This is a genomic window from Mucilaginibacter paludis DSM 18603 (assembly GCF_000166195.2).
Lineage (GTDB): Bacteria > Bacteroidota > Bacteroidia > Sphingobacteriales > Sphingobacteriaceae > Mucilaginibacter > Mucilaginibacter paludis.
The window spans coordinates 4,895,133-4,915,733 of sequence record NZ_CM001403.1; the positions used below are offsets into that span (position 1 = coordinate 4,895,133).

At 41.2% G+C, this 20,601-nt stretch carries 21 protein-coding genes; 10 read left to right on the forward strand and 11 right to left on the reverse strand.

The window, feature by feature from the left end:
- Positions 1-81 precede the first annotated feature (81 nt).
- Entirely contained in the window at positions 82-1,920 is a 1,839-nt protein-coding gene (locus MUCPA_RS20700) for a hypothetical protein (protein ID WP_008509054.1), read from the reverse strand.
- 165 nt (positions 1,921-2,085) lie between these two features.
- Between MUCPA_RS20700 and MUCPA_RS20705 the strand changes: the two genes are divergently transcribed.
- From MUCPA_RS20705 to MUCPA_RS20740, 8 genes are all read left to right on the forward strand, one after another.
- Entirely contained in the window at positions 2,086-3,582 is a 1,497-nt protein-coding gene (locus MUCPA_RS20705; protein WP_008509055.1) for a MiaB/RimO family radical SAM methylthiotransferase, read from the forward strand.
- 68 nt (positions 3,583-3,650) lie between these two features.
- Positions 3,651-4,904 carry a sigma-54 interaction domain-containing protein gene (locus MUCPA_RS20710; protein ID WP_008509056.1) on the forward strand — a complete coding sequence of 418 codons (1,254 nt, stop codon included), beginning with the start codon at positions 3,651-3,653 and terminating at the stop codon, positions 4,902-4,904.
- Between the two features lie 10 nt (positions 4,905-4,914).
- Positions 4,915-5,433 (forward strand): LptE family protein, encoded by a 519-nt coding sequence (locus MUCPA_RS20715; RefSeq protein WP_008509057.1) that lies wholly within the window; start codon positions 4,915-4,917, stop codon positions 5,431-5,433.
- Positions 5,434-5,466: 33 nt separating this feature from the next.
- A complete protein-coding gene (locus MUCPA_RS36295; protein ID WP_008509058.1) occupies positions 5,467-6,705 on the forward strand; it encodes a hypothetical protein in 1,239 nt (412 codons plus the stop codon).
- A gap of 7 nt (positions 6,706-6,712) precedes the next feature.
- Positions 6,713-7,042, forward strand: coding sequence for a preprotein translocase subunit SecG (gene secG, locus MUCPA_RS20725; protein ID WP_008509059.1), 330 nt, complete (start codon positions 6,713-6,715; stop codon positions 7,040-7,042).
- Positions 7,043-7,277: 235 nt separating this feature from the next.
- A complete protein-coding gene (groES, locus tag MUCPA_RS20730) occupies positions 7,278-7,568 on the forward strand; it encodes a co-chaperone GroES (RefSeq protein WP_008509060.1) in 291 nt (96 codons plus the stop codon).
- Between the two features lie 106 nt (positions 7,569-7,674).
- A complete protein-coding gene (gene groL, locus MUCPA_RS20735; protein WP_008509061.1) occupies positions 7,675-9,312 on the forward strand; it encodes a chaperonin GroEL in 1,638 nt (545 codons plus the stop codon).
- Between the two features lie 491 nt (positions 9,313-9,803).
- A complete protein-coding gene (locus MUCPA_RS20740) occupies positions 9,804-10,454 on the forward strand; it encodes a mechanosensitive ion channel family protein (protein WP_217220302.1) in 651 nt (216 codons plus the stop codon).
- Position 10,455: 1 nt separating this feature from the next.
- Here the strand turns inward: MUCPA_RS20740 and MUCPA_RS20745 are convergent, their stop codons facing one another.
- Genes MUCPA_RS20745 through MUCPA_RS20770 form a run of 6 tightly spaced genes read right to left on the reverse strand, consistent with a single transcriptional unit; the run spans position 10,456 to position 16,529 of the window.
- On the reverse strand, positions 10,456-11,802 hold the full coding sequence (locus tag MUCPA_RS20745) for a DUF58 domain-containing protein (protein ID WP_008509064.1): 1,347 nt from the start codon (positions 11,800-11,802) through the stop codon (positions 10,456-10,458).
- Complete coding sequence (locus MUCPA_RS20750) at positions 11,803-12,780, reverse strand: AAA family ATPase (RefSeq protein ID WP_008509066.1); 978 nt, start codon at positions 12,778-12,780, stop codon at positions 11,803-11,805.
- Positions 12,781-12,783: 3 nt separating this feature from the next.
- Positions 12,784-13,959 carry a hypothetical protein gene (locus MUCPA_RS20755; RefSeq protein ID WP_008509067.1) on the reverse strand — a complete coding sequence of 392 codons (1,176 nt, stop codon included), beginning with the start codon at positions 13,957-13,959 and terminating at the stop codon, positions 12,784-12,786.
- Complete coding sequence (locus MUCPA_RS36300; RefSeq protein ID WP_008509068.1) at positions 13,956-14,723, reverse strand: DUF4129 domain-containing protein; 768 nt, start codon at positions 14,721-14,723, stop codon at positions 13,956-13,958. Before MUCPA_RS36300 ends, MUCPA_RS20755 begins: the two co-directional genes overlap by 4 nt.
- Positions 14,724-14,726: 3 nt before the next feature.
- Positions 14,727-15,572, reverse strand: coding sequence for a hypothetical protein (locus MUCPA_RS20765; protein ID WP_008509069.1), 846 nt, complete (start codon positions 15,570-15,572; stop codon positions 14,727-14,729).
- Positions 15,573-16,529, reverse strand: a complete 957-nt coding sequence (locus MUCPA_RS20770) for a stage II sporulation protein M (protein WP_008509070.1) — start codon at positions 16,527-16,529, stop codon at positions 15,573-15,575. It abuts the gene before it with no gap.
- A gap of 90 nt (positions 16,530-16,619) precedes the next feature.
- Between MUCPA_RS20770 and MUCPA_RS20775 the strand changes: the two genes are divergently transcribed.
- A complete protein-coding gene (locus tag MUCPA_RS20775) occupies positions 16,620-17,378 on the forward strand; it encodes an RDD family protein (RefSeq protein ID WP_008509071.1) in 759 nt (252 codons plus the stop codon).
- Here the strand turns inward: MUCPA_RS20775 and MUCPA_RS20780 are convergent.
- Both MUCPA_RS20780 and MUCPA_RS20785 read right to left on the reverse strand, forming a co-directional pair.
- On the reverse strand, positions 17,375-17,773 hold the full coding sequence (locus MUCPA_RS20780; protein ID WP_008509072.1) for a DUF2752 domain-containing protein: 399 nt from the start codon (positions 17,771-17,773) through the stop codon (positions 17,375-17,377). The genes MUCPA_RS20775 and MUCPA_RS20780 overlap by 4 nt on opposite strands.
- A complete protein-coding gene (locus MUCPA_RS20785; RefSeq protein WP_008509073.1) occupies positions 17,715-18,149 on the reverse strand; it encodes a DUF5684 domain-containing protein in 435 nt (144 codons plus the stop codon). Before MUCPA_RS20785 ends, MUCPA_RS20780 begins: the two co-directional genes overlap by 59 nt.
- Positions 18,150-18,283: 134 nt before the next feature.
- Here MUCPA_RS20785 and MUCPA_RS20790 point away from each other — a divergent pair, with 134 nt between their 5' ends.
- A complete protein-coding gene (locus MUCPA_RS20790) occupies positions 18,284-19,714 on the forward strand; it encodes an L-serine ammonia-lyase (protein WP_008509076.1) in 1,431 nt (476 codons plus the stop codon).
- 1 nt (position 19,715) lies between these two features.
- Here MUCPA_RS20790 and MUCPA_RS20795 read toward each other — a convergent pair whose 3' ends face one another.
- Both MUCPA_RS20795 and parS read right to left on the reverse strand, forming a co-directional pair.
- On the reverse strand, positions 19,716-20,177 hold the full coding sequence (locus MUCPA_RS20795) for an RES family NAD+ phosphorylase (RefSeq protein WP_008509078.1): 462 nt from the start codon (positions 20,175-20,177) through the stop codon (positions 19,716-19,718).
- A complete protein-coding gene (parS, locus tag MUCPA_RS20800) occupies positions 20,174-20,581 on the reverse strand; it encodes a type II RES/Xre toxin-antitoxin system antitoxin (RefSeq protein ID WP_217220305.1) in 408 nt (135 codons plus the stop codon). The genes MUCPA_RS20795 and parS overlap by 4 nt, the downstream gene beginning before the upstream one ends.
- Positions 20,582-20,601: the final 20 nt, after the last annotated feature.

Here is a 20,601-nt window from a genome sequence, read left to right on the forward strand (position 1 = left end):
TTAATTCAATGTTATCATTATGTTAATGACGGTGCTTGTTGTTAACTTATAGGTGTAATACCTGGAGGGGGAAAGGCTTAGCTATTGCTGCAATTGCTCTTGTTGTTTCTTTAATTCTTTCTGCTGTTTTTTTAAAGCCCGCCTTTGTCTGCGTTCGGCCCTGCGCTCTTGCCTTATGATTTTTTTCTCTTTCCGTACTTTCTGGTTTTCTTTAAAATCACTCATTTTTTGTTTTACTGTATTCTCAGTGTTCGCATCGTAGCCTGCACTGCTTTTTAAACCTACGAACAGCGATCTCCACAGGAATCCAAAAAAAGGAGTATTGCTTTTACGGCTATATACGATGTTAAACGAGCGTGGCGCTTCCCCTTCGGTAGGGTTATTACGTTTAATAACCAGCGCATTGGCTAATAATGAAACGATGCCCATTTTTTTTAATTTATTTTCATCATCCTTTTTCAGGAGTGATATTTTCAAGTCGCTATACAAAACGGTAAGTAAGCCCTTGGCTGTATTTTTATCGGCATGCATTTCAAAGTCGAGTTTTTGCACCTCGCCCGAAGCTATTTTTACCAGGGCTAAAGGCATGGCCACCGGGTTTACCTTATGCAGGTCCATTGTACCTAAATGCCCTTTATATGAGAAAGCTGCGTTCTCGTCTGTCAGGTTAAATGCAAATTGCAGGTTGAGCCTGCCGTAATTCATAAAATAGGTTTGGAGCTGCGCCGTAGCGATGTTGTTTTTTTGAAGAGCAGCCTTGTTATTGGTGATATTTAAGAATTTTGCACTTGTATTATTAAAAATAACAGTGCCCGCCTGGCTCGATTTTTTGTTATATTCCGTATAAGCAACGTCTATTTTGTTAATTTCAACCGTATCTATCCGGGTGTCCATCTTTAATTTTCTGAGTAAAACATGCGGGAAGTTTCCGCTTCTTTCGCTCGTTGTATCCTTTGGTGCCGGGTTTGAATATACTTTAATGCTACCGTTGTTGAGTAGTAGTTTTGATCCGTAAAACTTGTGGTATTTGTTGTAACTTTTAAAATCGAAATGGTTTAAACGGAGCGAGTCCAGCTTAAGCGCGTAGCAATCCTCCTTAGTTCCTTTAAAAAACTGATCGGGGGATTTAACAGGTAAAAAACTCATTCCCGCTATATCAAGCTGGGAGCTACGGGTAGAAAACTTAAGACTTGCTATGTTATAATGGTACCTTTTATCGTTTGAGGTACCCTCGTAATGGTGTAGTTCGCCGCTTACATCCGCACAAAACAGAAACCGGGATGATGAAACGTGGGTTGTAGAATCCAGTAAGAAATCGGTAGCGCTGAAGTTAAGTTCGTTAAATTCGGATATGTCTGGTTTTGCGCCGCTATGATCGGTATATTTAAATTTAACATCATTCAGCATGATGTTTTGCACGTGTACCGATTTCAGAACTTTCGAGATCAGCTGGTAAGGCGTTTTTTTGTTGCTAACCAAAGTATCTTCGTTGCGGTTTTGCTCATAATCCACACGCAGGTTCGGAGCACTGATCACAATCTGCGAAATGTCCAGCTTTTTTTCAAGATACAATGTAATAGGGTGTATATGATGGATGACAAGCCTTTTAATTTGAAGGTCGTAAAGGCTATTGGGCGCCAGGTGCTGCTTTTTTCTGCGGTTGTAAACTTCCAGGTTGGGTTTTAATTCTATTTTATCAAAAACAATTTTGCCCTGCAATATATGCAGGCTCGCGCTCGAAAAACTTAAAGAGTAAAGGCTATCGGTGCTGGCCAAAATAGTTGACTGTAGCTTGCTGGCTAAAATGGGCGACCAGTACCGGTTAATAAAGAATGCCGGTATTGAAATTAAAATAAAAAATAATAGCAAAGCGGTAATTAATAGTTTTTGCCATCGTTTTTTTAAAATGTTTAACGCCATATTACTTTCTAAACTACAATTTACTATCGGTATTATACAGGTACAGCAACTTTAAAGTTAATTGCTTTCTTTTAAAATGAAGTTGATTGCCCTTGTTTTAAAAATGCTGCCATAATGTCACTAAAATATAAATAATTATGTATTTTTGCGTTTCAAAATTTTTAGATGATAGATTTAGGATTACCGGTTAAAACGCACGACGAGGAAAGACAGGGAGAGGCTTTAATGCTGGAACAACGCCCCGAAAAGAACAACGGACGTAAACTATACATTGAAAGCTATGGTTGTGCCATGAATTTTTCTGACAGCGAAATAGTTGCTTCTATACTGCTTGACCAGGGTTTTGAAACCACCACCGATTTTAATAATGCTGATGTGATATTTATTAACACCTGCTCCATCCGTGAGAATGCAGAGCAGCGTGTGCGCAATCGTTTAAAAGAATTTAAGGTTGCCAAAAAAAGAAACCCCGGAATGGTGGTTGGTGTGCTGGGCTGTATGGCTGAGCGCTTAAAATCTAAATTTTTAGAAGAAGAGAAACTGGTTGACGTAGTGGTTGGTCCGGATGCCTACCGCGATCTGCCAAACCTGATTGATCAGGTGGATAGCGGGCAGCGTGCGGTTAACGTATTGCTATCACGCGAAGAAACCTATGCCGATATTAATCCCGTACGTTTAAATAGTAATGGCATTAACGCGTTTGTATCTATTATGCGTGGATGCGATAACATGTGCTCGTTCTGCGTGGTGCCTTTCACCCGTGGCCGCGAGCGTAGCCGTGATGCCATATCCATTGTTAAGGAATGTACCGATCTGTTTAACCAGGGATACCGTGAGGTGACTTTGTTGGGCCAGAATGTAGACTCTTATAAGTGGGAGCCCCTCCCAATCCTCCCCGGAATGGAGGGCTTTGATAAGGAGAGCTCAGATCAAAAAGTCTCCCCTACCGGGGGAGATTTAGAGGGGGCTCCCGTTGTAAACTTTGCCCGCCTGCTGGAACTTGTTGCCCTGATCAACCCCGATTTGCGCGTGCGTTTTTCAACATCGCATCCAAAGGATATTACCGATGAAGTACTTTACACCATTGCCAGGTACGATAACATTTGCAACTATATACACCTGCCGGTACAATCGGGCAACAGCCGGATATTGGAGATGATGAACCGTACTTATGACCGCGACTGGTATATCGACCGTATCGACGCTATCCGCCGGATTATCCCCGGGTGTGCCATATCGACGGATGTAATTACCGGCTTCTGTACCGAAACCGACGAGGAACACCAGGATACCGTGAGCATGATGGATTATGTACAATACGATTTTGCATACATGTTTATGTATTCTGAACGCCCCGGAACATTGGCCGCCAAACGTTATGCCGACGATATCCCCGAAGATGTAAAGAAAACGCGTCTGCAAGAGATTGTAGCCAAACAGCAGCAATACTCGCTGGTGCGCTTGCAAGCTCAACTGGGCAAAGTACAAAAGGTGCTGATAGAGGGCTACTCCAAAAAATCAGACCGGGACTATTGTGGCCGCAGCGACCAGAACGCGATGGTGATTTTCCCGGTAGATGAGCGGTTTAAACCCGGCCAATATGTTAACGTACTGGCCGAAAAATGCACCACAGCAACTTTAATAGGAAAAATAATTGATTAGCATTGGGTGATAGAGGGCTGAAGCAGTGGTTGTCTCAATACTCAATACTCATATCTCAATACTAAAAAATGGAGATACAAGAAATAAAACAGCGCTTCGGCATCATTGGCAATTCGCCATTGTTAAACCGGGCCATCAATATTGCCAACCAGGTTGCACCTACTGATATTTCGGTGTTAATTACTGGCGAGAGCGGGAGCGGGAAGGAAGTTTTTTCGCACATTATACACCAGATGAGCCCGCGCAAGCATGGGCCGTTCATTGCCGTAAACTGTGGTGCCATTCCCGAAGGAACGATTGACTCCGAACTTTTCGGTCACGAAAAGGGCGCTTATACCGGTGCCGTTGGCGAGCGTAAAGGATACTTTGAAACGGTAAACGGCGGTACCATATTTTTAGATGAAATTGGCGAAATGCCTTTAGGCACCCAGGCGCGCTTGCTCCGGGTTTTAGAGTCGGGCCAGTACATCAAAGTCGGATCATCAAAGGTGGAGAAAACTAACGTCCGCGTTATTGCTGCCACCAATGTTGATGTTTACGAAGCTGTAAAAGCCGGTAAATTCAGGGAAGATTTGTATTACAGGTTAAATACTGTTCCATTGCGGATTCCACCCCTGCGCGACCGGAAGGAAGATGTTTACCTCATTTTTCGCAAATTCACGTCGGACTTTACAGCTAAATACCGCTCTCCGCCAATTCAATTGGATGATGCCGCGCAACAGGTGCTAATCAATTACTCCTGGCCCGGAAACGTAAGGCAGCTGAAAAACATTGCCGAGCAGTTAGCCGTGCTGGAGCGCGACCGTACCATTACTGCGCAAACCCTGCTTACCTATATTCCGCACGAGATGGGTAACCGCAATCTGCCTATGCGCATAGAAAATCAGCCGAAGGAAGATTTTTCGGAAAGGGATATCCTTTATAAAGTGCTTTTTGATATGAAGCGCGATATGGTTGAACTCAAAAAGCTGGTAGCCGATATTATTGAGCAAGGGGGCGTTTCGGCCAACTATACCGGTAACCCGCAGGTTATAAACCAACTGTACCGCGATATTGATCTGCCCAATCAGGCCGACTCACAATTTACTTTGCAGCAGCCCGTTCATCATAATAACAATAACGGTAGTGTAAATAACAACGATAATTACAATATTACCCACGAGGCCGAAGAGGTAGAGGAATCGTTATCTTTAATTGAAAAAGAATCGGATTTGATACGTAAGGCGCTAAAAAAGCATAAAGGTAAACGTAAACTTGCCGCCCAGGAGTTGGGTATTTCTGAGCGTACCTTATATCGTAAAATAAAAGAATTAAATTTGTAATATTGATTAGATGAGGAAGAGCCTGTTTTTTTTATTAGTTGTTCCCCTGCTGCTGGTCAGTCAGTCGTGTTCGTACAGGTTGAGTTTGGATGGCGCCTCTATACCGCCCGAACTTAAAACTATTAATGTGATGTTTTTTGAAAACACCGCACCATTGGTTGTAAATAACATGAGCCAGTTATTTACCGAAGCTTTAAAGGAGCGAATCAGGTCGCAAACAAGTTTAAGCCTGGTTAGGGGAGAGGCCGATGCTACCATGGAAGGACAGATAACCGGTTATACTATTGCACCAGCTGCCATACAGGCTACCAGCGATAACAGGCAACCAATAGCAGGCCAAACACGCCTTAGTATTACTGTAAAGGCAAAATATACCAATATTGCCAATAAGAAATATAATTTCGAAGAGTCTTTTACCCGGTTTAAAGACTTTTCCGGCGAAATTGCCCCGGTTGAGCAATCATTGATAGCCGATATCAACAAACAATTAACCGAAGATATTTTTAACAGGGCTTTTGCAAATTGGTAAGCAATTCGTAGTTTCAACAACGTGGAGCAAATTTTGAATATAGAACAAAAAGTTTTTTTTTCTGATATACTGGCCAACCCGGATCAGTTGAGTGCTACCCATGCCTTGCAATTAGCAAATTTGGCAGAGCTATATCCACAAAGCGGTATTTTACATGCCCTGCTTGCGCGTTCCGCAAAGGTTAATCATCCGGATGGATTTCAGCAGCAACTCAAAGTAGCCGCAGTTTACGCTACCGACAGGAGTGTGTTGTATAACCTGGTAAATCACCCTGAATATTTTGCTGCCGCCCCGTCGTCGCAAGTAGTTAAGCCGCTGGAAGAGTCTGAACCTCAAAATGAACCATCTACTTACTATTTTCACGATCCTCATGGCCGGGTTGACGGGGACGCAGAGATTGATGACGAAATTTTTGACGAGATAACGCCTATAGAGGATATTCAAATCAATCCGGATAGTACGCAGCCTGAAACTTCAGGAGCTGATAGCAATAAGTTGGAAGATCTGATTATGGCGCAATATGGCTGGCCAGATCGTAATCAAACCAACCCGGAAACCGATAGCCGTAGAGAAAATGGCCAGGATGAAAAAAAAGAATACTCCTTATCAAATTCTGATTTTAAAAATCGCATGTCTTTGTCGACCGACGATGGGGCCGAACTTCAGTTAGAGGATGACGAGCAGCAGGAGGAAAATGAGATAACCGCCGCCGCCGATGAATTTACCGGGCCGCATAGCATGGGCACCGAAGACGATTTAAGGGTATCCAAATACAACGATGATAAGATGCCCTACAGCTTTATGTGGTGGCTTGATAAAACCCGTAAGGAGCATGCAACCAATAACCAACCTTATGCGCCTTACAAACCTTCGGTCTACCACGAAAACCGGTTGATTGTTTCGGAAGAATTACAACAGCAGTATTATGAGAATATTTTTCATACTACCGCAGCCGAAGAGTTGGAGAAAAGTACCGTAAAGCCGGAGGTTGAAACCAAAAGGAAAGAGGACGAAATTATTGAGCGCTTTATACAGGAAGATCCCCAAATAAAGGCACCAAGCAATGATACCCTTGATAATGAAAACAAGGCCAAGAAGAGTGCCGAAGATGAGGGCGAGATGGTGTCAGAAACTTTGGCCCGGATATATGTAGATCAAATGCTGTATCAAAAGGCTATTTCAACCTACCAAAAATTATTGTTGAAATTTCCGGAAAAAAGCAGTTACTTTGCGGCCCAGATTAAATTGTTAGAGAAAAGATCAACTAAATAAAAGTAAAATGTATTTATTAGTAATTATTGCCATTATTGTTTGTGCTTTATTAGGCCTTATCGTTTTAATACAAAACCCTAAGGGTGGTGGCTTATCATCCAATTTTTCAAGCTCATCACAACTTTTGGGAGTGCAAAAAACTGGTGATATCCTTGAAAAAGGTACATGGATATTGGCTATAGCCCTGATTGTGTTATCGTTAGCTATCAATGTGATTGGCAAAGGCGGTAGCGGCAAAGTTGAAAACGTTAACCAGGAGCAAATTGACAAGGCATCAAGGCCGAGTACACCAACAAACGCCCCTGCAACTTTACCAGGTTTAGAAAAGAAAAAATAAGAGCATCCGCTCTATAAAATATCGAGGACTTAAGAACACGTTTCTTAAGTCCTTTTTTATTTTAGTTTACTGCCATCATGGCACGGCTATGTTAACCCGGCGTTAACTTTATTTTGCTGTTAATGCAATTTTGACAAAGCATCGGTCAATATGTACTAATAAGTGGTGGTGGCATAATTAGTGTGCTCTACCCGGTATAATTCAATAACCATAATACAAATTAAAATAAATAACTATGTCGTTAAACATTAAACCTCTTGGAGATAGAGTAGTAGTAGAAGCTGCTGCTGCCGAAGAAAAAACTGCGTCTGGTATCATCATCCCAGATACTGCTAAAGAAAAACCTCAAGTTGGAACTATAGTAGCCGTTGGTCCGGGCAGGGCTGCAGATACCGGAACTGTTATTGCTCCTACTGTAAAAGTTGGTGATAAGGTTTTATATGGCAAATATGCTGGTACCGAAACTTCATACGAAGGTAAGGAGTATTTAATTATGCGCGAATCTGACATTTACGCAGTACTTTAATTATTGACTTATTGAATAATCGAATGATCGATTGATCCTCGATTATACCCAATAAAACAAATCAATAATTCACTAAATCAATAATTCAAAATTAAAAAAGAAGAAGATGGCAAAAATTGTTAAATACAATGTAGAAGCACGCGACGCCTTAAAACGCGGTGTTGATATTTTAGCTAACGCGGTTAAAGTAACCTTAGGTCCTAAAGGTCGTAACGTAATTATCGACAAAAAATTTGGTTCGCCAATTATCACCAAGGATGGTGTAACTGTAGCTAAAGAAATTGAATTGAAAGATTCTTTAGAAAATATGGGTGCCCAAATGGTGAAGGAAGTAGCTTCAAAAACTGCTGATATTGCTGGTGATGGTACTACTACTGCAACCGTATTAGCTCAGGCTATTGTAACCGCTGGTATTAAAAACGTAGCAGCCGGTGCTAACCCTATGGATTTGAAACGCGGTATTGACAAAGCTGTTGAAGCTGTTGTTAAAAACCTGCAGACTCAATCACAAACTGTTGGCGAAGACAATAATAAAATTAAACAAGTTGCTTCTATCTCTGCTAATAACGACGAAATTATCGGTTCGTTAATTGCCGAAGCTATGGCTAAGGTTGGTAAAGATGGTGTAATTACTGTTGAAGAAGCCAAAGGTACTGAAACAGAAGTTAAAACTGTTGAAGGTATGCAGTTTGACCGTGGTTACTTATCACCGTACTTTGTAACCAACGCTGATAAAATGGAAGTTGAGTTGGAAAACCCATACATCCTGATCTACGACAAAAAGATTTCTTCGATGAAGGAATTATTGCCTATCCTTGAAAAACAAGTACAAACCGGCAAACCATTATTAATTATTGCTGAAGATTTAGATGGCGAAGCATTAGCTACTTTAGTGGTTAACAAAATCCGTGGTTCACTAAAAGTTGCAGCTGTTAAGGCTCCTGGCTTTGGCGACCGTAGAAAAGCTATGCTGGAAGATATCGCTATCTTAACAGGTGGTACTGTAATTTCTGAAGAAAGAGGTTACAAATTGGAAAATGCTGATTTAACTTACTTAGGTACTGCCGAGAAAATTGTTATCGATAAAGATAACACTACCGTAATTAACGGTTCGGGCGGAACAGAAGAAATTAAAGCCCGTGTTAACCAAATCAAATCTCAAATCGAATCAACTACATCTGATTACGATAAAGAAAAATTACAAGAGCGTTTAGCTAAACTATCTGGTGGTGTTGCTGTACTTTACGTTGGTGCTGCATCAGAAGTTGAAATGAAAGAAAAGAAAGACCGTGTTGACGATGCTTTACATGCAACCCGCGCTGCGGTTGAAGAAGGTATTGTTGCCGGTGGTGGTGTTGCTTTCATCCGTGCTGTTGAAGCTTTAACTGACCTTAAAGGTGCTAACGAAGACGAAAATACTGGTATCCAGATTATCCGTCGCGCTATCGAAGAGCCTCTGCGTCAGATCTGCGAAAACGCCGGTATCGAAGGATCAATCGTAGTTCAGAAAGTTAAAGAAGGAACTGCTGATTTTGGTTACAACGCACGTACCGATAAATACGAAAACCTGATTGCTGCCGGTGTTATTGATCCTACTAAAGTAGGCCGTGTAGCTTTACAAAACGCCGCTTCTATAGCTGCCATGTTGTTAACCACCGAGTGTGTGTTAGCTGATGACACTGAAGAAGATAAAGGTGGCCATGGTATGCCTCCAATGGGTGGCGGCATGGGCGGTATGATGTAATCAAATACCGCTTCGCCCCTGGTGAAGTAAATATAGAACCCCTGTTCAGTTTTCTGAACAGGGGTTTTTTTATGGCGATTAAGCCTATCTTGAAAATCACTGTCAGACAGATAAATTATGAGATAAAACAGGTGATAAAGCAACTGTTATATCTTTTATGAGCCATAAAAAAGGTATTTGTACTTAAAGGGCACACTATTTGATTATTGACGGGTATGAAGGCGATAGGCAAAAAAACTAAATATGTATCTAACCGAATTATAGGTTGGGCCATTATTGAAGGACCACAATTATTTGTAACTCTATTTAGATAAGAATACCTTTATGGTATGATAGATACCACAAAGAAAGCTTCTGATAGTAGTATAGATTTATATCACACGGCCTACGCCTGGCTTGTCAATAATGGCGCTCGTATTTTTTTCGGTCTCGTCGTTTTTTGTGTCGGCCTTTGGGTTATCAGGTTCCTCAAAAAAAGGTTGCGCGGGCAAATGTCCCGTAAACAAATCCACTCCTCTTTACAGCCATTCTTTTTAAGTTTATCTATTACGCTATTATACGTACTGCTGGTTGTTGTGGTAATGGAAATTATGGGCATTGAGCTCACTATTTTCACAGCAGTTATTGGTGCTGGCAGTGTTGCCGCCGGTTTAGCCTTATCCGGTACTTTACAAAATTTTGCCGGCGGGGTGCTTATTCTGATGCTTAAGCCATTTACTTTGGATGACAATATTGTAGCCCAGGGAGTTGACGGTGTGGTAACAGCCATCGAAGTTTTTTATACCGAGGTATTAACTACCGATAATAAGGCAGTGATTATCCCGAACGGCAAATTATTTAACGAGGTTATCATCAACGTTACCCGCGAAGGTAAACGCCGCTTGGATATCGACCTGAAGCTTACTTACGTTATTGATGTTGAGCAGGTTAAGCTGATTATTGCTAATGCCATTAAACAAACCCCGGATATATTGACCGAACGCGTGCCCTGTATTGGCATATCTGCACTCGAAATTGACGGGATAAAAATAAGCACGCAGGTTTGGGTGCTCACCAACAAATATATATCCGTAAAATTCGCCCTACAGGAACGCATTATTAAGGATCTTAAAGCCGCAGGTATTAAATTACCAGGAACCTGATTTAAATTTTTTGCCTTGCCTTGAGTTCCAGGTAACGGTTAATGGTATTCACGGTTAAATTTTGCGGGGTACTTAAAATAGATTGTATACCATAACGGGCCAATTCTTTTACAATCAGTTTCTTCTCGTAAGCAAATTTTTCGGCAACGGTTTTAATGTAGATACCTTCCACATTCTCGGCTGGTTGTTCGCTTAATTTCTTCAGTTCTGTATTCTCAAAAAATACAACAACCAGTAAATGGAATTTTGCTATCCTTTTTAAAAAAGGCAACTGCCTTTGCAGAGCAGACATACTCTCAAAATTGGTGAAAAAAACAACCAGGCTCCTTTGTTTCAACGTTCCGCGTATGGTGGTATACAGCAGCTCCATGTTGGTTTCCAGGTAGCGCGTTTTCTCTTTATATAAAACCTCCATTATTTTATTCAGCTGGGTAGGCCTGCGTTCGGCGGGTATTATAGCTCCTTTTTTCTCGGATATGGTAATTAACCCCGCCTTATCTTCTTTTAACAAGGCTACGCTTGATAATACCAGGCTGGCATTAATGGCATAGTCAAGCAGGCTTAAACCATCAAACGGCATTTTCATGGAGCGCGATTTATCGATTACACAATATACGTGCTGCGATTTTTCGTCGGTATAATTATTGACCATCAAATCGCCGCGCCGCGCCGATGCCTTCCAGTTCAGCGTACGGTAGTCATCGCCTGCTACATAGTTTTTAATTTGCTCAAACTCCATGCTGTTACCCAGGCGCCGTATTTTTTTGATGCCATACTCGTTCAGCCGGTTTGAAATAGCCATCAGCTCATACTTACGCATCTGTAAAAAAGATGGATAAACGGGCAGGGTTTCCACCTGCTCAATGTTGTAGCGCCGGTTAATTAAGCCTATCGGCGATTGCACGTAAACGCGTATGGCGCCAAACTCATATTCGCCTCGCCTGGTTGGCCTTAGCTGGTAATTAAGCAGTTTATGCTGCCGCGATATGAGGCCGGTTTTAAACCATACATCCCGTTTTTGGAACTGGTGCGGTATTTCGTCAATAATACCAACGCTGATGTTAAATGGATAAAAATTCTCTACATAAATTCCTATTTCGTTATCGTCGCCATTGCTTAATCGCTCCGGTGCATGCCTGCGTGCAAAAATGCCTTTGGGTAGGCGGTAAAGCATCCAAATATCAATTACAAATAATAAAACGAGCGTAAAGAAAAACAGGGAAGGGATATCTCCTAACCATGGAAAAAAGAAGGATAATAAATAAAGTACTACCGCGCAGCCCAGGCCGGTAAATAGCCGGCTGGTTAAAAATAAATTTTTGTAATACAGGTTAAAAATTGATTTCACCTATCTGGGTATTTCTATTTTCTGGATAATCTGGGCTACTACTTCGTCGGGTGTTACACCTTCCATTTCTTTGTCGGGCGTCAGCATAATGCGGTGCCTTAATACAGCAGGGGTTACCCCAATAATATCTTCTGGCGTTATAAAGTCTCGGCCCTTCATGGCGGCCAATGCCTTGGCGCTGTTCACCACCGCTAACGATGCGCGTGGCGAGCCACCCAGGAAAAGCGATTTATGGCTGCGGGTTTCGTGAATTATCTTGGCCACAAACTCCAGTAACTTAGGCTCAACATACAGGCCGCGTACCTGCTGGCGTAAGGCGACAATATCCTGAGCACTTAAAACGGGCACAATTTCGGCCAGCTGATCAACCGTTTTATGCTGGTGCTGCTGATTTAAAATCAAGATCTCATCTTCTAACGATGGGTATTTTACTTCTATCTTAAACAAAAATCTATCCAGTTGGGCTTCGGGTAAACGATAGGTACCTTCCTGCTCAACCGGATTTTGGGTGGCCAGTACAATAAAGGGCTCCGTCATTTGATAGCTGTGCCCATCTATAGTTACCTGGCGCTCCTCCATCACCTCAAACAAAGCCGATTGTGTTTTTGCCGGAGCGCGGTTAATCTCGTCGATTAAAATGATGTTGCCGAATATAGGTCCTTGCTTAAACTCAAAATCAATGGTTTTGGGATTAAAAACCGAAGTGCCTAAAACGTCCGAAGGCATCAGATCGGGCGTAAACTGGATGCGCGAAAATTTTGCGTCGATACTTTTGGCTATCAGTTTGGCCGTTAAAGTTTTGGCTATCCCTGGTACACCTTCAATCAAAATATGGCCATCGGCCAAAATACCCGCAATCAGCAGGTCAATGGTATCCTGTTGCCCAACTATTACCCTGGCGAGAGTTTCTTTAATTTGCGCTACGGCCTGGCTAAGCCGGCTTAAATCTGTACGTTGTTCAAAAAATTGCTGTTCCATTTACTATCTGGATTGAAGATAAAATTGTTCTATGTTTTTATTCAACTGAATCAAGTCGTGGTCGCTCACCTTTGTCGCGGAGCGCACCCAGGTTACCTGGTTTAAAAGTTGTTTGATGAGTGTTGTTTCAACACCACTTTTATGCGCGAGCGCCTCGCCGAATTCGTCATTTAAAACCGTGGTTTTTAAATTGTACTTGGCGCGCAGGTACTCCAAAAAGTACGCCGCTTTTTTTTGAGCAATGTTGCTGTTGTCGCGTTGCTCGTAATATACCTGGCCAACCACTTTTACAAAATCGAGGGTGGTGTTTTGCAAAGGTTCGATGATGGGGATGATGCGCTGGCGACGTTTGATTTGATAGAGTACGTAGAGGATGAGGCTGAAAAAAGTAATGTAAAAGGCCCACCTAAGTGATGGGTTTCTCAAAAACACGCGCATAGATGAACCCTCGTCTTCGCGGCCTAATGTATAATATTGATCCCAGATTAAGTTCGCATCGTTTTTAAGGTAAGACAGAGCTACGGATGCATAGTTCATTCCATTTTTATTAAGCATGGCATAATTGGTAAACATTAGCGGAGCGGCGTTTAAATACAAGTTGCCTTTACCCAATTTATACTTTATAAAATTAATATGATGGGATGTGTTGGTTCCTAAAATAGTTGCAGTGGCGCTATCAATTTTACGGAAGTAGCCATCAGCCATTCCTTTTTTAACATGATATAGCTTCGTGGTATCCAAATATTGATTGGAAAATTTGATTTTTACTGTGGCGCTGTCGCCGAATTCGTTAGCGGTTTCCGTTTTTAATTTTTTGCTAAACTCGTCGCCAAAGTAAAGAGCCGAAATAAATACGTCGTTACCTTTAAGTATGTATTGTTTAAGTTTGCTGTAATCGTACTCGTTTAAAGTTAGGCTGCGGCAAATTATTATATAAGTGCCATGATCAACGTCATGGTCATTAATTACGTTGTAGATTGGTTTCCGGCAGGTTACTATCTTCGCCTTCGGAAAAATGTCGGTAATCTGGTTATAAAGAATATAGGTGCCAAACGGAATTTTATCGGTATTTGATAACGTTTGGTCCCAGTTTAAAGCTTGGGGTTGGTTGTATTGGGCAAGCAGATAAAATACCATTAATACACCTGCTATAATGATATAAAGTTTTAAGCTTTTCATGATAGCTGATGTTTAAAATCCTGAAATAAAGCGCTGATATTTTGGTATGACTGTGCATCTATGGGAAAATCGCCATACCAAATATATTCAAATTGTAGGGTAACCAATGTAAACTGCCTAAGTTGTTCTTTGTCCGAAAGTTCTTTTAAGTAATCTGTATTAGTTTTTTCAATTTTCCAGGTAATCAAGTTATGATCGCTCAGCTGTTTAAGCGAACGGAGATAGAGTAATCTTACCGCGAGTCTATAGTTTCTAACTGCCAGGGCGCTTTCTATGGCTTCGTCAAAGCTTATATCGTGGATGTTCTCGATCGACTCTGTATAAGGGATTGCATCGCCGGTAGATTTCTTTTTAAATAGCTGTAATAAGTTTACTCCCAATAATTTAGCAATTACATAAACCAACATGCAGGCAGCTAATGTTAGTATAACGTATTTGAATGTCTGTGCTGTATTGTGCCCCATGGAGGCATTCCCGAATAATTTCCGGAGTAACTCAGCTAACCACGACCAGAAGTTGTTCCATATATGCCAAGCCCAATTCCAGAAACGGTCCCAAACCGTAATTACCGGTTTTGTAGTTGTATAATTAAATTCCGGATTTTTGCGATAGTTGTTTAATGCAGTCGGGTTAAACTGATGGAGTAGTAATTTATTGCTATCTGTTTTAAGCTGATAACGGGGGGCTTGAACCACTTTACTTTTAATGGTGGTCAATCCTGTAAAAGGATGGGGTGACAACAGTACAAATATCGGCTTAAGCATGTGTTAATATTGCTCTGATTGATGTTCATCAGCTCCTGAATTACTTTTTCCAAACATCTGGATTCTGTTGATCAGGCTGTTGCTTTCCTTCTGTTCAGTAAGTGTGTAATAAACTAAGGTGATGCCGATAATCGGCAAAATCCCTAAAACTTCGCATGCCTGAAAGATGATTGATCTGATGATGATAAATGACGTATCTAACGCCCTGCCCGTTAGCCATTGGCTTACTCCCCAAAAAATTGCAGGTGGGGTAAATATAACAGCAAACGCCGCTAAAACAATAACCGCCAAAAGCAACAATACTCCAAATGTTAACCACCAATCTCCTTTCAGAATATGATAGGCTTTTTTAATGCTGTACTCTACATTTGCATTTTCAATAACCATAATCGGGATAACCAAAGATACAATCGGAAATAGATATATGGCTGGCACCACACAAAACAGAGCGCTGATGCACATGGCTAATATCAATATGAATTGTGTGCCCAATACCCTTAAAGAGTAATATCTAAAGTATCCCCAAACCTCAATAATATTGGGCGGTTGATTTCCCTTCTCTTTATACAATATGAAGTAACATATAACAGTGAGAACAAGGGCGGTATGATTTAAGATACCGAATAAAAAACTTAAAGTGCCCGCGAATGAAAAGAGCGAAGGAGTGTCGCCATATACATGTTGCGTATGGTACATAATAGAAGCCAATATACCTCCAATCATGAATACTCCGCAAATAGTAAAATAGGCTTTTAACAATGGTTTGAAATTTTGCCGTATCAAAACAAAGGTATCGCTGATAATATCCCCAAACTCACGTATTTTATCTAATTCAATGTTTTGTTTCATTTATAGTTTAATAGGTTTTTTGTTTTTTGATACATATACAGGATAGATGATTACATACCAGATTATGAATAAAAATGAAGTTACCAAAATAGATGTGCTGAGCCATACAGGCATTTCGGTATGCCGGGTTATAAAGCTCTCAAAAATGGCCGCTGTTACTACTATGGGGCTGATGCCCAGCATTAATTTAAGGCCATCAAGCGCGCCGCGTTTTAAGGATGCAAACCGGCTGTAAGTTTTAGGGAATAATACGCTGTTGCCCATAATTAAACCGGCCGCCCCAGCTAAAATAATGGTAGAAATTTCAAGTGTGCCATGTATCCATATCACCAGTACCGATTTTAAGCCTAAGCCTTTGCTGATAAAGAGATATTGAAAGCAGCCAACCATCATCCCGTTTTTAAATAAATTGTATAAAGTGCCAACGGATAAGGTAATGCCCGAAACAAAAGTTATAGCCGTTACCGTCAAGTTGTTTTTTGCTATCATCCAAAACATTACAAATTCGTTCTCGCTTTTATAAACGCCGAAGGGATCGCCTTTGGCAATGTTTTCATTGGTCATATTCACGTATTCATCAGACAGAACGGATCGTACAAAATTTTGATCATATTTGGAAGAGAGAAAACTGATGAGGAAAAACACAATAAAAAAAATAAAGGAGTATAACACCTGAGCCCTGTATTGTTTGAATAAAAGGGGGAGTTCGTACTGCCAGAAATAAACAAACCGATTAACCTTTTCCTTTTTGTTTTTATAGATGGACTGATGAAAGTTTGAAGCCAATCCATTTAAATATATAGTTGTTTTTGATTTTGGATAAAATGTTTTGGCGTAGGCTAAGTCATCCATAATGGTCACAAACCGCTCTGCAAGCTCATCTGGGCTGCTTGATTGCACAGTTTCATACTCTTTCCATTTGGCCGAATTTTGTTTAATAAACAGAGATTCACGCATGCTGCCCGGGTAAATAATTTTTTGTTAAAATAATAACAATATTTGATCTGTGTGTACAAATAATTCAATAGATCGATATATTTGTTATGTATGCAAACAGTGAAAATAACAACATCGCAAAATATTGATATTGATTATGAAGTTGCCGGTTTAGGCGAAAGAGTACTGGCCCGGATTGTTGATATTGGCGTATTTACGGGGATAACTTATGCATTATATTTTGTTTGCATATTTTTCTTTCTTAGTACGTTTGATGGTCATCAAGCGGGCGGAGTTCCCACTGCGCTTATTGTAATCGGGATTATATATGCAATCGTGATCACTTTTTATGATCTTGTTGCCGAAATATTTTTTGACGGGCAAAGCATCGGCAAATACGCTATTAAAATCAGGGTTGTAAACATTAATGGTGCGAGGCCCACTGTTGGGCAATATCTGTTACGTTGGGTTTTTCGTTTGCTTGATTTTGGATTGACTTTGGGCATTGGTGCGCTGATATCTGTAGCCGTTTCTGAAAAAAAGCAGCGGATAGGAGATATAGTGGCCGGTACTACCTTGATTAAAACCAAACCTAAAACGGAGTTGGCCGATTTATATTTCATATCGCCTGAAGATGGTTACGAACCTCTGTTTATCGGTGTTAGCGTACTTAGCGATAAGGATATTACACTGATACACGAGGTGATTGGTAATTTTAAAAGTACTGGTAATAGCAGTCTGGTTTACAATATGGCCATGCGTGTTAAAGATCATTTAGCCATAACTATTCCTCCGGATATGAACGAGTTTGATTTTTTAAATACAATTGTGAAGGACTACAGTTATATTACCTCAAAAATGCCTGTTTAGGTATTGTAATGATAGTATATCTTAATTAAATAGGAACCCAATATAATGCTTCCGGTTAGCATGTAAATTATTTTGGTTGCAATATACTTTTTATCGATATGCAATTTTGTATTCAAAATCACATAGGCGGTAGTGAGCAATAGTGGAATTGTAGCTGGATATAATGCGAAACTTTGATGGAAATCACCTCGCATTAAAGCAATAAAAGAACGTTGAAAGCCACAACCGGGACAATCAATACCGGTTAATTTTTTAAATGGGCAGGGTATTAAATGATTTTGCAACCACTGGAACAAATCCATGTGGTTGCAAAATAGTATTGAATGCGATAGCAATTTATGGTTGAGGATCAAATGGCTTTTGATAGTCGGTAGCACCAAAACGATTGTCTGCATAAGCTTCTTTAGCAGATGGGCCTAAATAAACAGCGTCTCCAAAACCCAATATCATTATAAAAATAGGATTCAGAAGTATTAGCCCAACCGTAAAGCCTTCGGTTTTTCCAAAACTCTTGCTTAATAAATTATACGTCCAGATGATGAATACGAAATTGACGCAAGGTAACAGCATTAAAAGAAACCACCATACGGGTTTGCCTACAATTTCAAGTAATACAATTAAGTTATAAATGGGTATAATAGCGGCCCAGCCCGGTTTGCCAGCTTTGGTAAATATTCTCCAAAAGGCTATCAAAGTTAACAGGCCGAAAAAGCCAAAAGTTAAAAACAGACCGCTACCGAAAGCGGGCATTGGCGAGTTGTAATTTTCCATAAATAGATTAAGGTTGATTTTTTTGCTGATTTTTATTAATAGTACTGCAAAGTATAAATTTTATTTAATAGTTGGTAATGAAATATACTTTTGCAAAAATTAAAATGGTAGATATTCAGTAGTTTTGCCTCCATATGCAACGTGAGCAAATTTCTGTTTTCGACATTTTTAAAATTGGTATAGGTCCGTCAAGTTCACATACTTTGGGGCCCTGGAGAGCCGCGCAGCAGTTTGTTAAAATTCTGCAGGATGCCGATCAGCTACAGTGGGTTGTTCAGGTTAAAATTCTACTCTATGGTTCGCTGGCTAAAACCGGCAAGGGCCATGGTACCGATATTGCCATCCTGCTGGGTTTAAGCGGCGATGATCCGGTTACTTTTGATGTGAACCAGATTGATACCAAAATTGCAGATATTGATCAATGCCATGAGCTTAATTTAGGCGGTGTTAAAGCGGTCAGCTTTTTTAAGGACGATGACCTGCTGTTCCTTTTTAACGAAAGTTTGCCTTTCCATCCCAACGCGGTTACTTTCCAGGCTTTTTTAAGCACGGGCAAAGCTGTTTCAGAAACCTATTATTCTATAGGTGGGGGCTTTGTAGTACGTGAAGGCGACAGCGCCACAGCGGGTAAGGTAGAAGTTGATTTACCTTTCCCTATTGAAAAGGCTAACGATTTGCTGCACTGGTGTATTAAAACCGGGTTAAAAATATCCGGAGTGGTCATGGAGAACGAGCTGGCCTGGCGTACAGAACACGAAACGCGAGATGGCTTGTTGAATATTTTCAGGGTTTTAAACGAGTGTATTTATCGCGGCTGCCATACTACCGGTAACCTGCCGGGCGGTTTAAATGTAAACAGAAGGGCAGCGGCATTAAATAAAAAGCTGATTGGTGGTATTCCGTATCGGGATTATCCTACATGGATCCAGGCGATCCGCCAGGGAGGTAACGGATTTAAATACACGTTAGACTGGGTAAGCTGCTTTGCCTTAGCCGTGAACGAAGAAAACGCTTCCTTTGGCAGGGTAGTTACCGCTCCAACCAACGGTGCTGCGGGCGTAGTGCCCGCTGTATTGCAATACTATATTGTTTTTTGCGATGGGTTTGACGATAACAAAATCGTCCAGTTCCTGTCAACCGCTTCCGAAATTGGCAGCATCTTTAAAAAAGGTGCTACCCTATCGGCCGCTATGGGCGGTTGCCAGGCCGAGATAGGTGTGTCGTCGGCAATGGCTGCTGCTGCTTTAACCGAATGTTTGGGAGGCTCGCAAAGGCAGGTGTTGATGGCCGCCGAGATAGCGATGGAACATCACCTTGGCCTAACCTGCGATCCTATCGGCGGCTTGGTGCAGATCCCTTGTATCGAGCGTAATACCATGGGTGCAATTAAGGCCATCACGGCTTCGCAACTGGCATTGCAAAGTAATCCTGATAATGCCAAGGTAAGTTTGGATGCCGTGGTTGAAACCATGTGGCAAACTGCCCTGGATATGAATTCTAAGTACAAGGAAACGTCCGATGGGGGCTTGGCTATCCAGATCCCGATCAGCTTACCCGAATGTTAATTCAAATCCTGAACAAGCGGGTGTCAAACTCAAAGGGTTCTACGTTTTTAATCTTTACTAAATTAAAATCCCGGTGAGCCGGATTAACCAGGTAGTTATAATCGCCTTTTACGGTTGCGGATGGCACCTGTAAAAGCAGCGCTTTGTTGTTTTTAATAAATTCGTCGCCTATTTTTTGTGTTGTTCTGGTAAATGGGTTGGTATTCCATTTGGGCGGCATATCGTTTATCTCAACCTTTACTATATCCGCATTGGCGGGTATTTCAATAGTAGCCAAAAAGTAACCCGTTGGTATAATGCCGAGTGGGATGTGTACAGCGGCTTCAATAGCTGCCAGCGCCCGCGATTCGGCTGTATACAATACCGCTATACCTTTACTGTTCCACCGGCCGCCTGCTAACTGGGCACCCCGGCCGGATAAGTCGTTAATGTAAGCCTGTTTGCTCAGGCGATATACTGTCATGCAAAAATACCGTGTTCAATACGCACCAGTTCATCGTTCAGCATATTAATCCCAAAGCTGGTATCCAGCAAGTCTTTAGGTTTAATGTTGCCCAGGGCTACGATGTTTGAATCCATCCAGGTTTGAAATTTTTCCACGTCGCCAAAAACCTCAGCGCCTTTTTTGTAAAGAAGCTCGATCTGAAGAATTTTTTCTGAATAGATAGGATCGAAAGCCTTTTTTTCTTTCTTATAACGCTGGATGGTGCGCTCGGAAAGATGCAGAAATGAGGACCAGTCTTCAAAGCTAAAGTGAAGATGATCTGACAGCTTGGAGAAATAGGGAAATGCCACACCTTCCCGTGTCATCGTCACCATTTCTAAAGGTTCTTCTTCAAGGTTGGGGTATCGCTTTGATGTTTTCATTGCTCTGTAAATTGTCATCT

What these genes read in the sequence shown, in the direction of transcription:
- MUCPA_RS20780 (WP_008509072.1), bottom strand. Translation starts at nt 17,773, where the DNA reads ATGCAGACAATCGTTTTGGTGCTACCGACTATCAAAAGCCATTTGATC.
- MUCPA_RS20775 (WP_008509071.1), top strand. Translation starts at nt 16,620, where the DNA reads ATGCAAACAGTGAAAATAACAACATCGCAAAATATTGATATTGATTAT.
- MUCPA_RS36300 (WP_008509068.1), bottom strand. Translation starts at nt 14,723, where the DNA reads ATGCTTAAGCCGATATTTGTACTGTTGTCACCCCATCCTTTTACAGGA.
- MUCPA_RS20705 (WP_008509055.1), top strand. Translation starts at nt 2,086, where the DNA reads ATGATAGATTTAGGATTACCGGTTAAAACGCACGACGAGGAAAGACAG.
- MUCPA_RS20765 (WP_008509069.1), bottom strand. Translation starts at nt 15,572, where the DNA reads ATGAAACAAAACATTGAATTAGATAAAATACGTGAGTTTGGGGATATT.
- MUCPA_RS20790 (WP_008509076.1), top strand. Translation starts at nt 18,284, where the DNA reads ATGCAACGTGAGCAAATTTCTGTTTTCGACATTTTTAAAATTGGTATA.
- MUCPA_RS20710 (WP_008509056.1), top strand. Translation starts at nt 3,651, where the DNA reads ATGGAGATACAAGAAATAAAACAGCGCTTCGGCATCATTGGCAATTCG.
- secG (WP_008509059.1), top strand. Translation starts at nt 6,713, where the DNA reads ATGTATTTATTAGTAATTATTGCCATTATTGTTTGTGCTTTATTAGGC.
- MUCPA_RS20785 (WP_008509073.1), bottom strand. Translation starts at nt 18,149, where the DNA reads ATGGAAAATTACAACTCGCCAATGCCCGCTTTCGGTAGCGGTCTGTTT.
- MUCPA_RS20770 (WP_008509070.1), bottom strand. Translation starts at nt 16,529, where the DNA reads ATGCGTGAATCTCTGTTTATTAAACAAAATTCGGCCAAATGGAAAGAG.
- MUCPA_RS20740 (WP_217220302.1), top strand. Translation starts at nt 9,804, where the DNA reads ATGTCCCGTAAACAAATCCACTCCTCTTTACAGCCATTCTTTTTAAGT.
- groES (WP_008509060.1), top strand. Translation starts at nt 7,278, where the DNA reads ATGTCGTTAAACATTAAACCTCTTGGAGATAGAGTAGTAGTAGAAGCT.
- groL (WP_008509061.1), top strand. Translation starts at nt 7,675, where the DNA reads ATGGCAAAAATTGTTAAATACAATGTAGAAGCACGCGACGCCTTAAAA.
- MUCPA_RS20700 (WP_008509054.1), bottom strand. Translation starts at nt 1,920, where the DNA reads ATGGCGTTAAACATTTTAAAAAAACGATGGCAAAAACTATTAATTACC.
- MUCPA_RS20750 (WP_008509066.1), bottom strand. Translation starts at nt 12,780, where the DNA reads ATGGAACAGCAATTTTTTGAACAACGTACAGATTTAAGCCGGCTTAGC.
- parS (WP_217220305.1), bottom strand. Translation starts at nt 20,581, where the DNA reads ATGAAAACATCAAAGCGATACCCCAACCTTGAAGAAGAACCTTTAGAA.
- MUCPA_RS20715 (WP_008509057.1), top strand. Translation starts at nt 4,915, where the DNA reads ATGAGGAAGAGCCTGTTTTTTTTATTAGTTGTTCCCCTGCTGCTGGTC.
- MUCPA_RS20755 (WP_008509067.1), bottom strand. Translation starts at nt 13,959, where the DNA reads ATGAAAAGCTTAAAACTTTATATCATTATAGCAGGTGTATTAATGGTA.
- MUCPA_RS20795 (WP_008509078.1), bottom strand. Translation starts at nt 20,177, where the DNA reads ATGACAGTATATCGCCTGAGCAAACAGGCTTACATTAACGACTTATCC.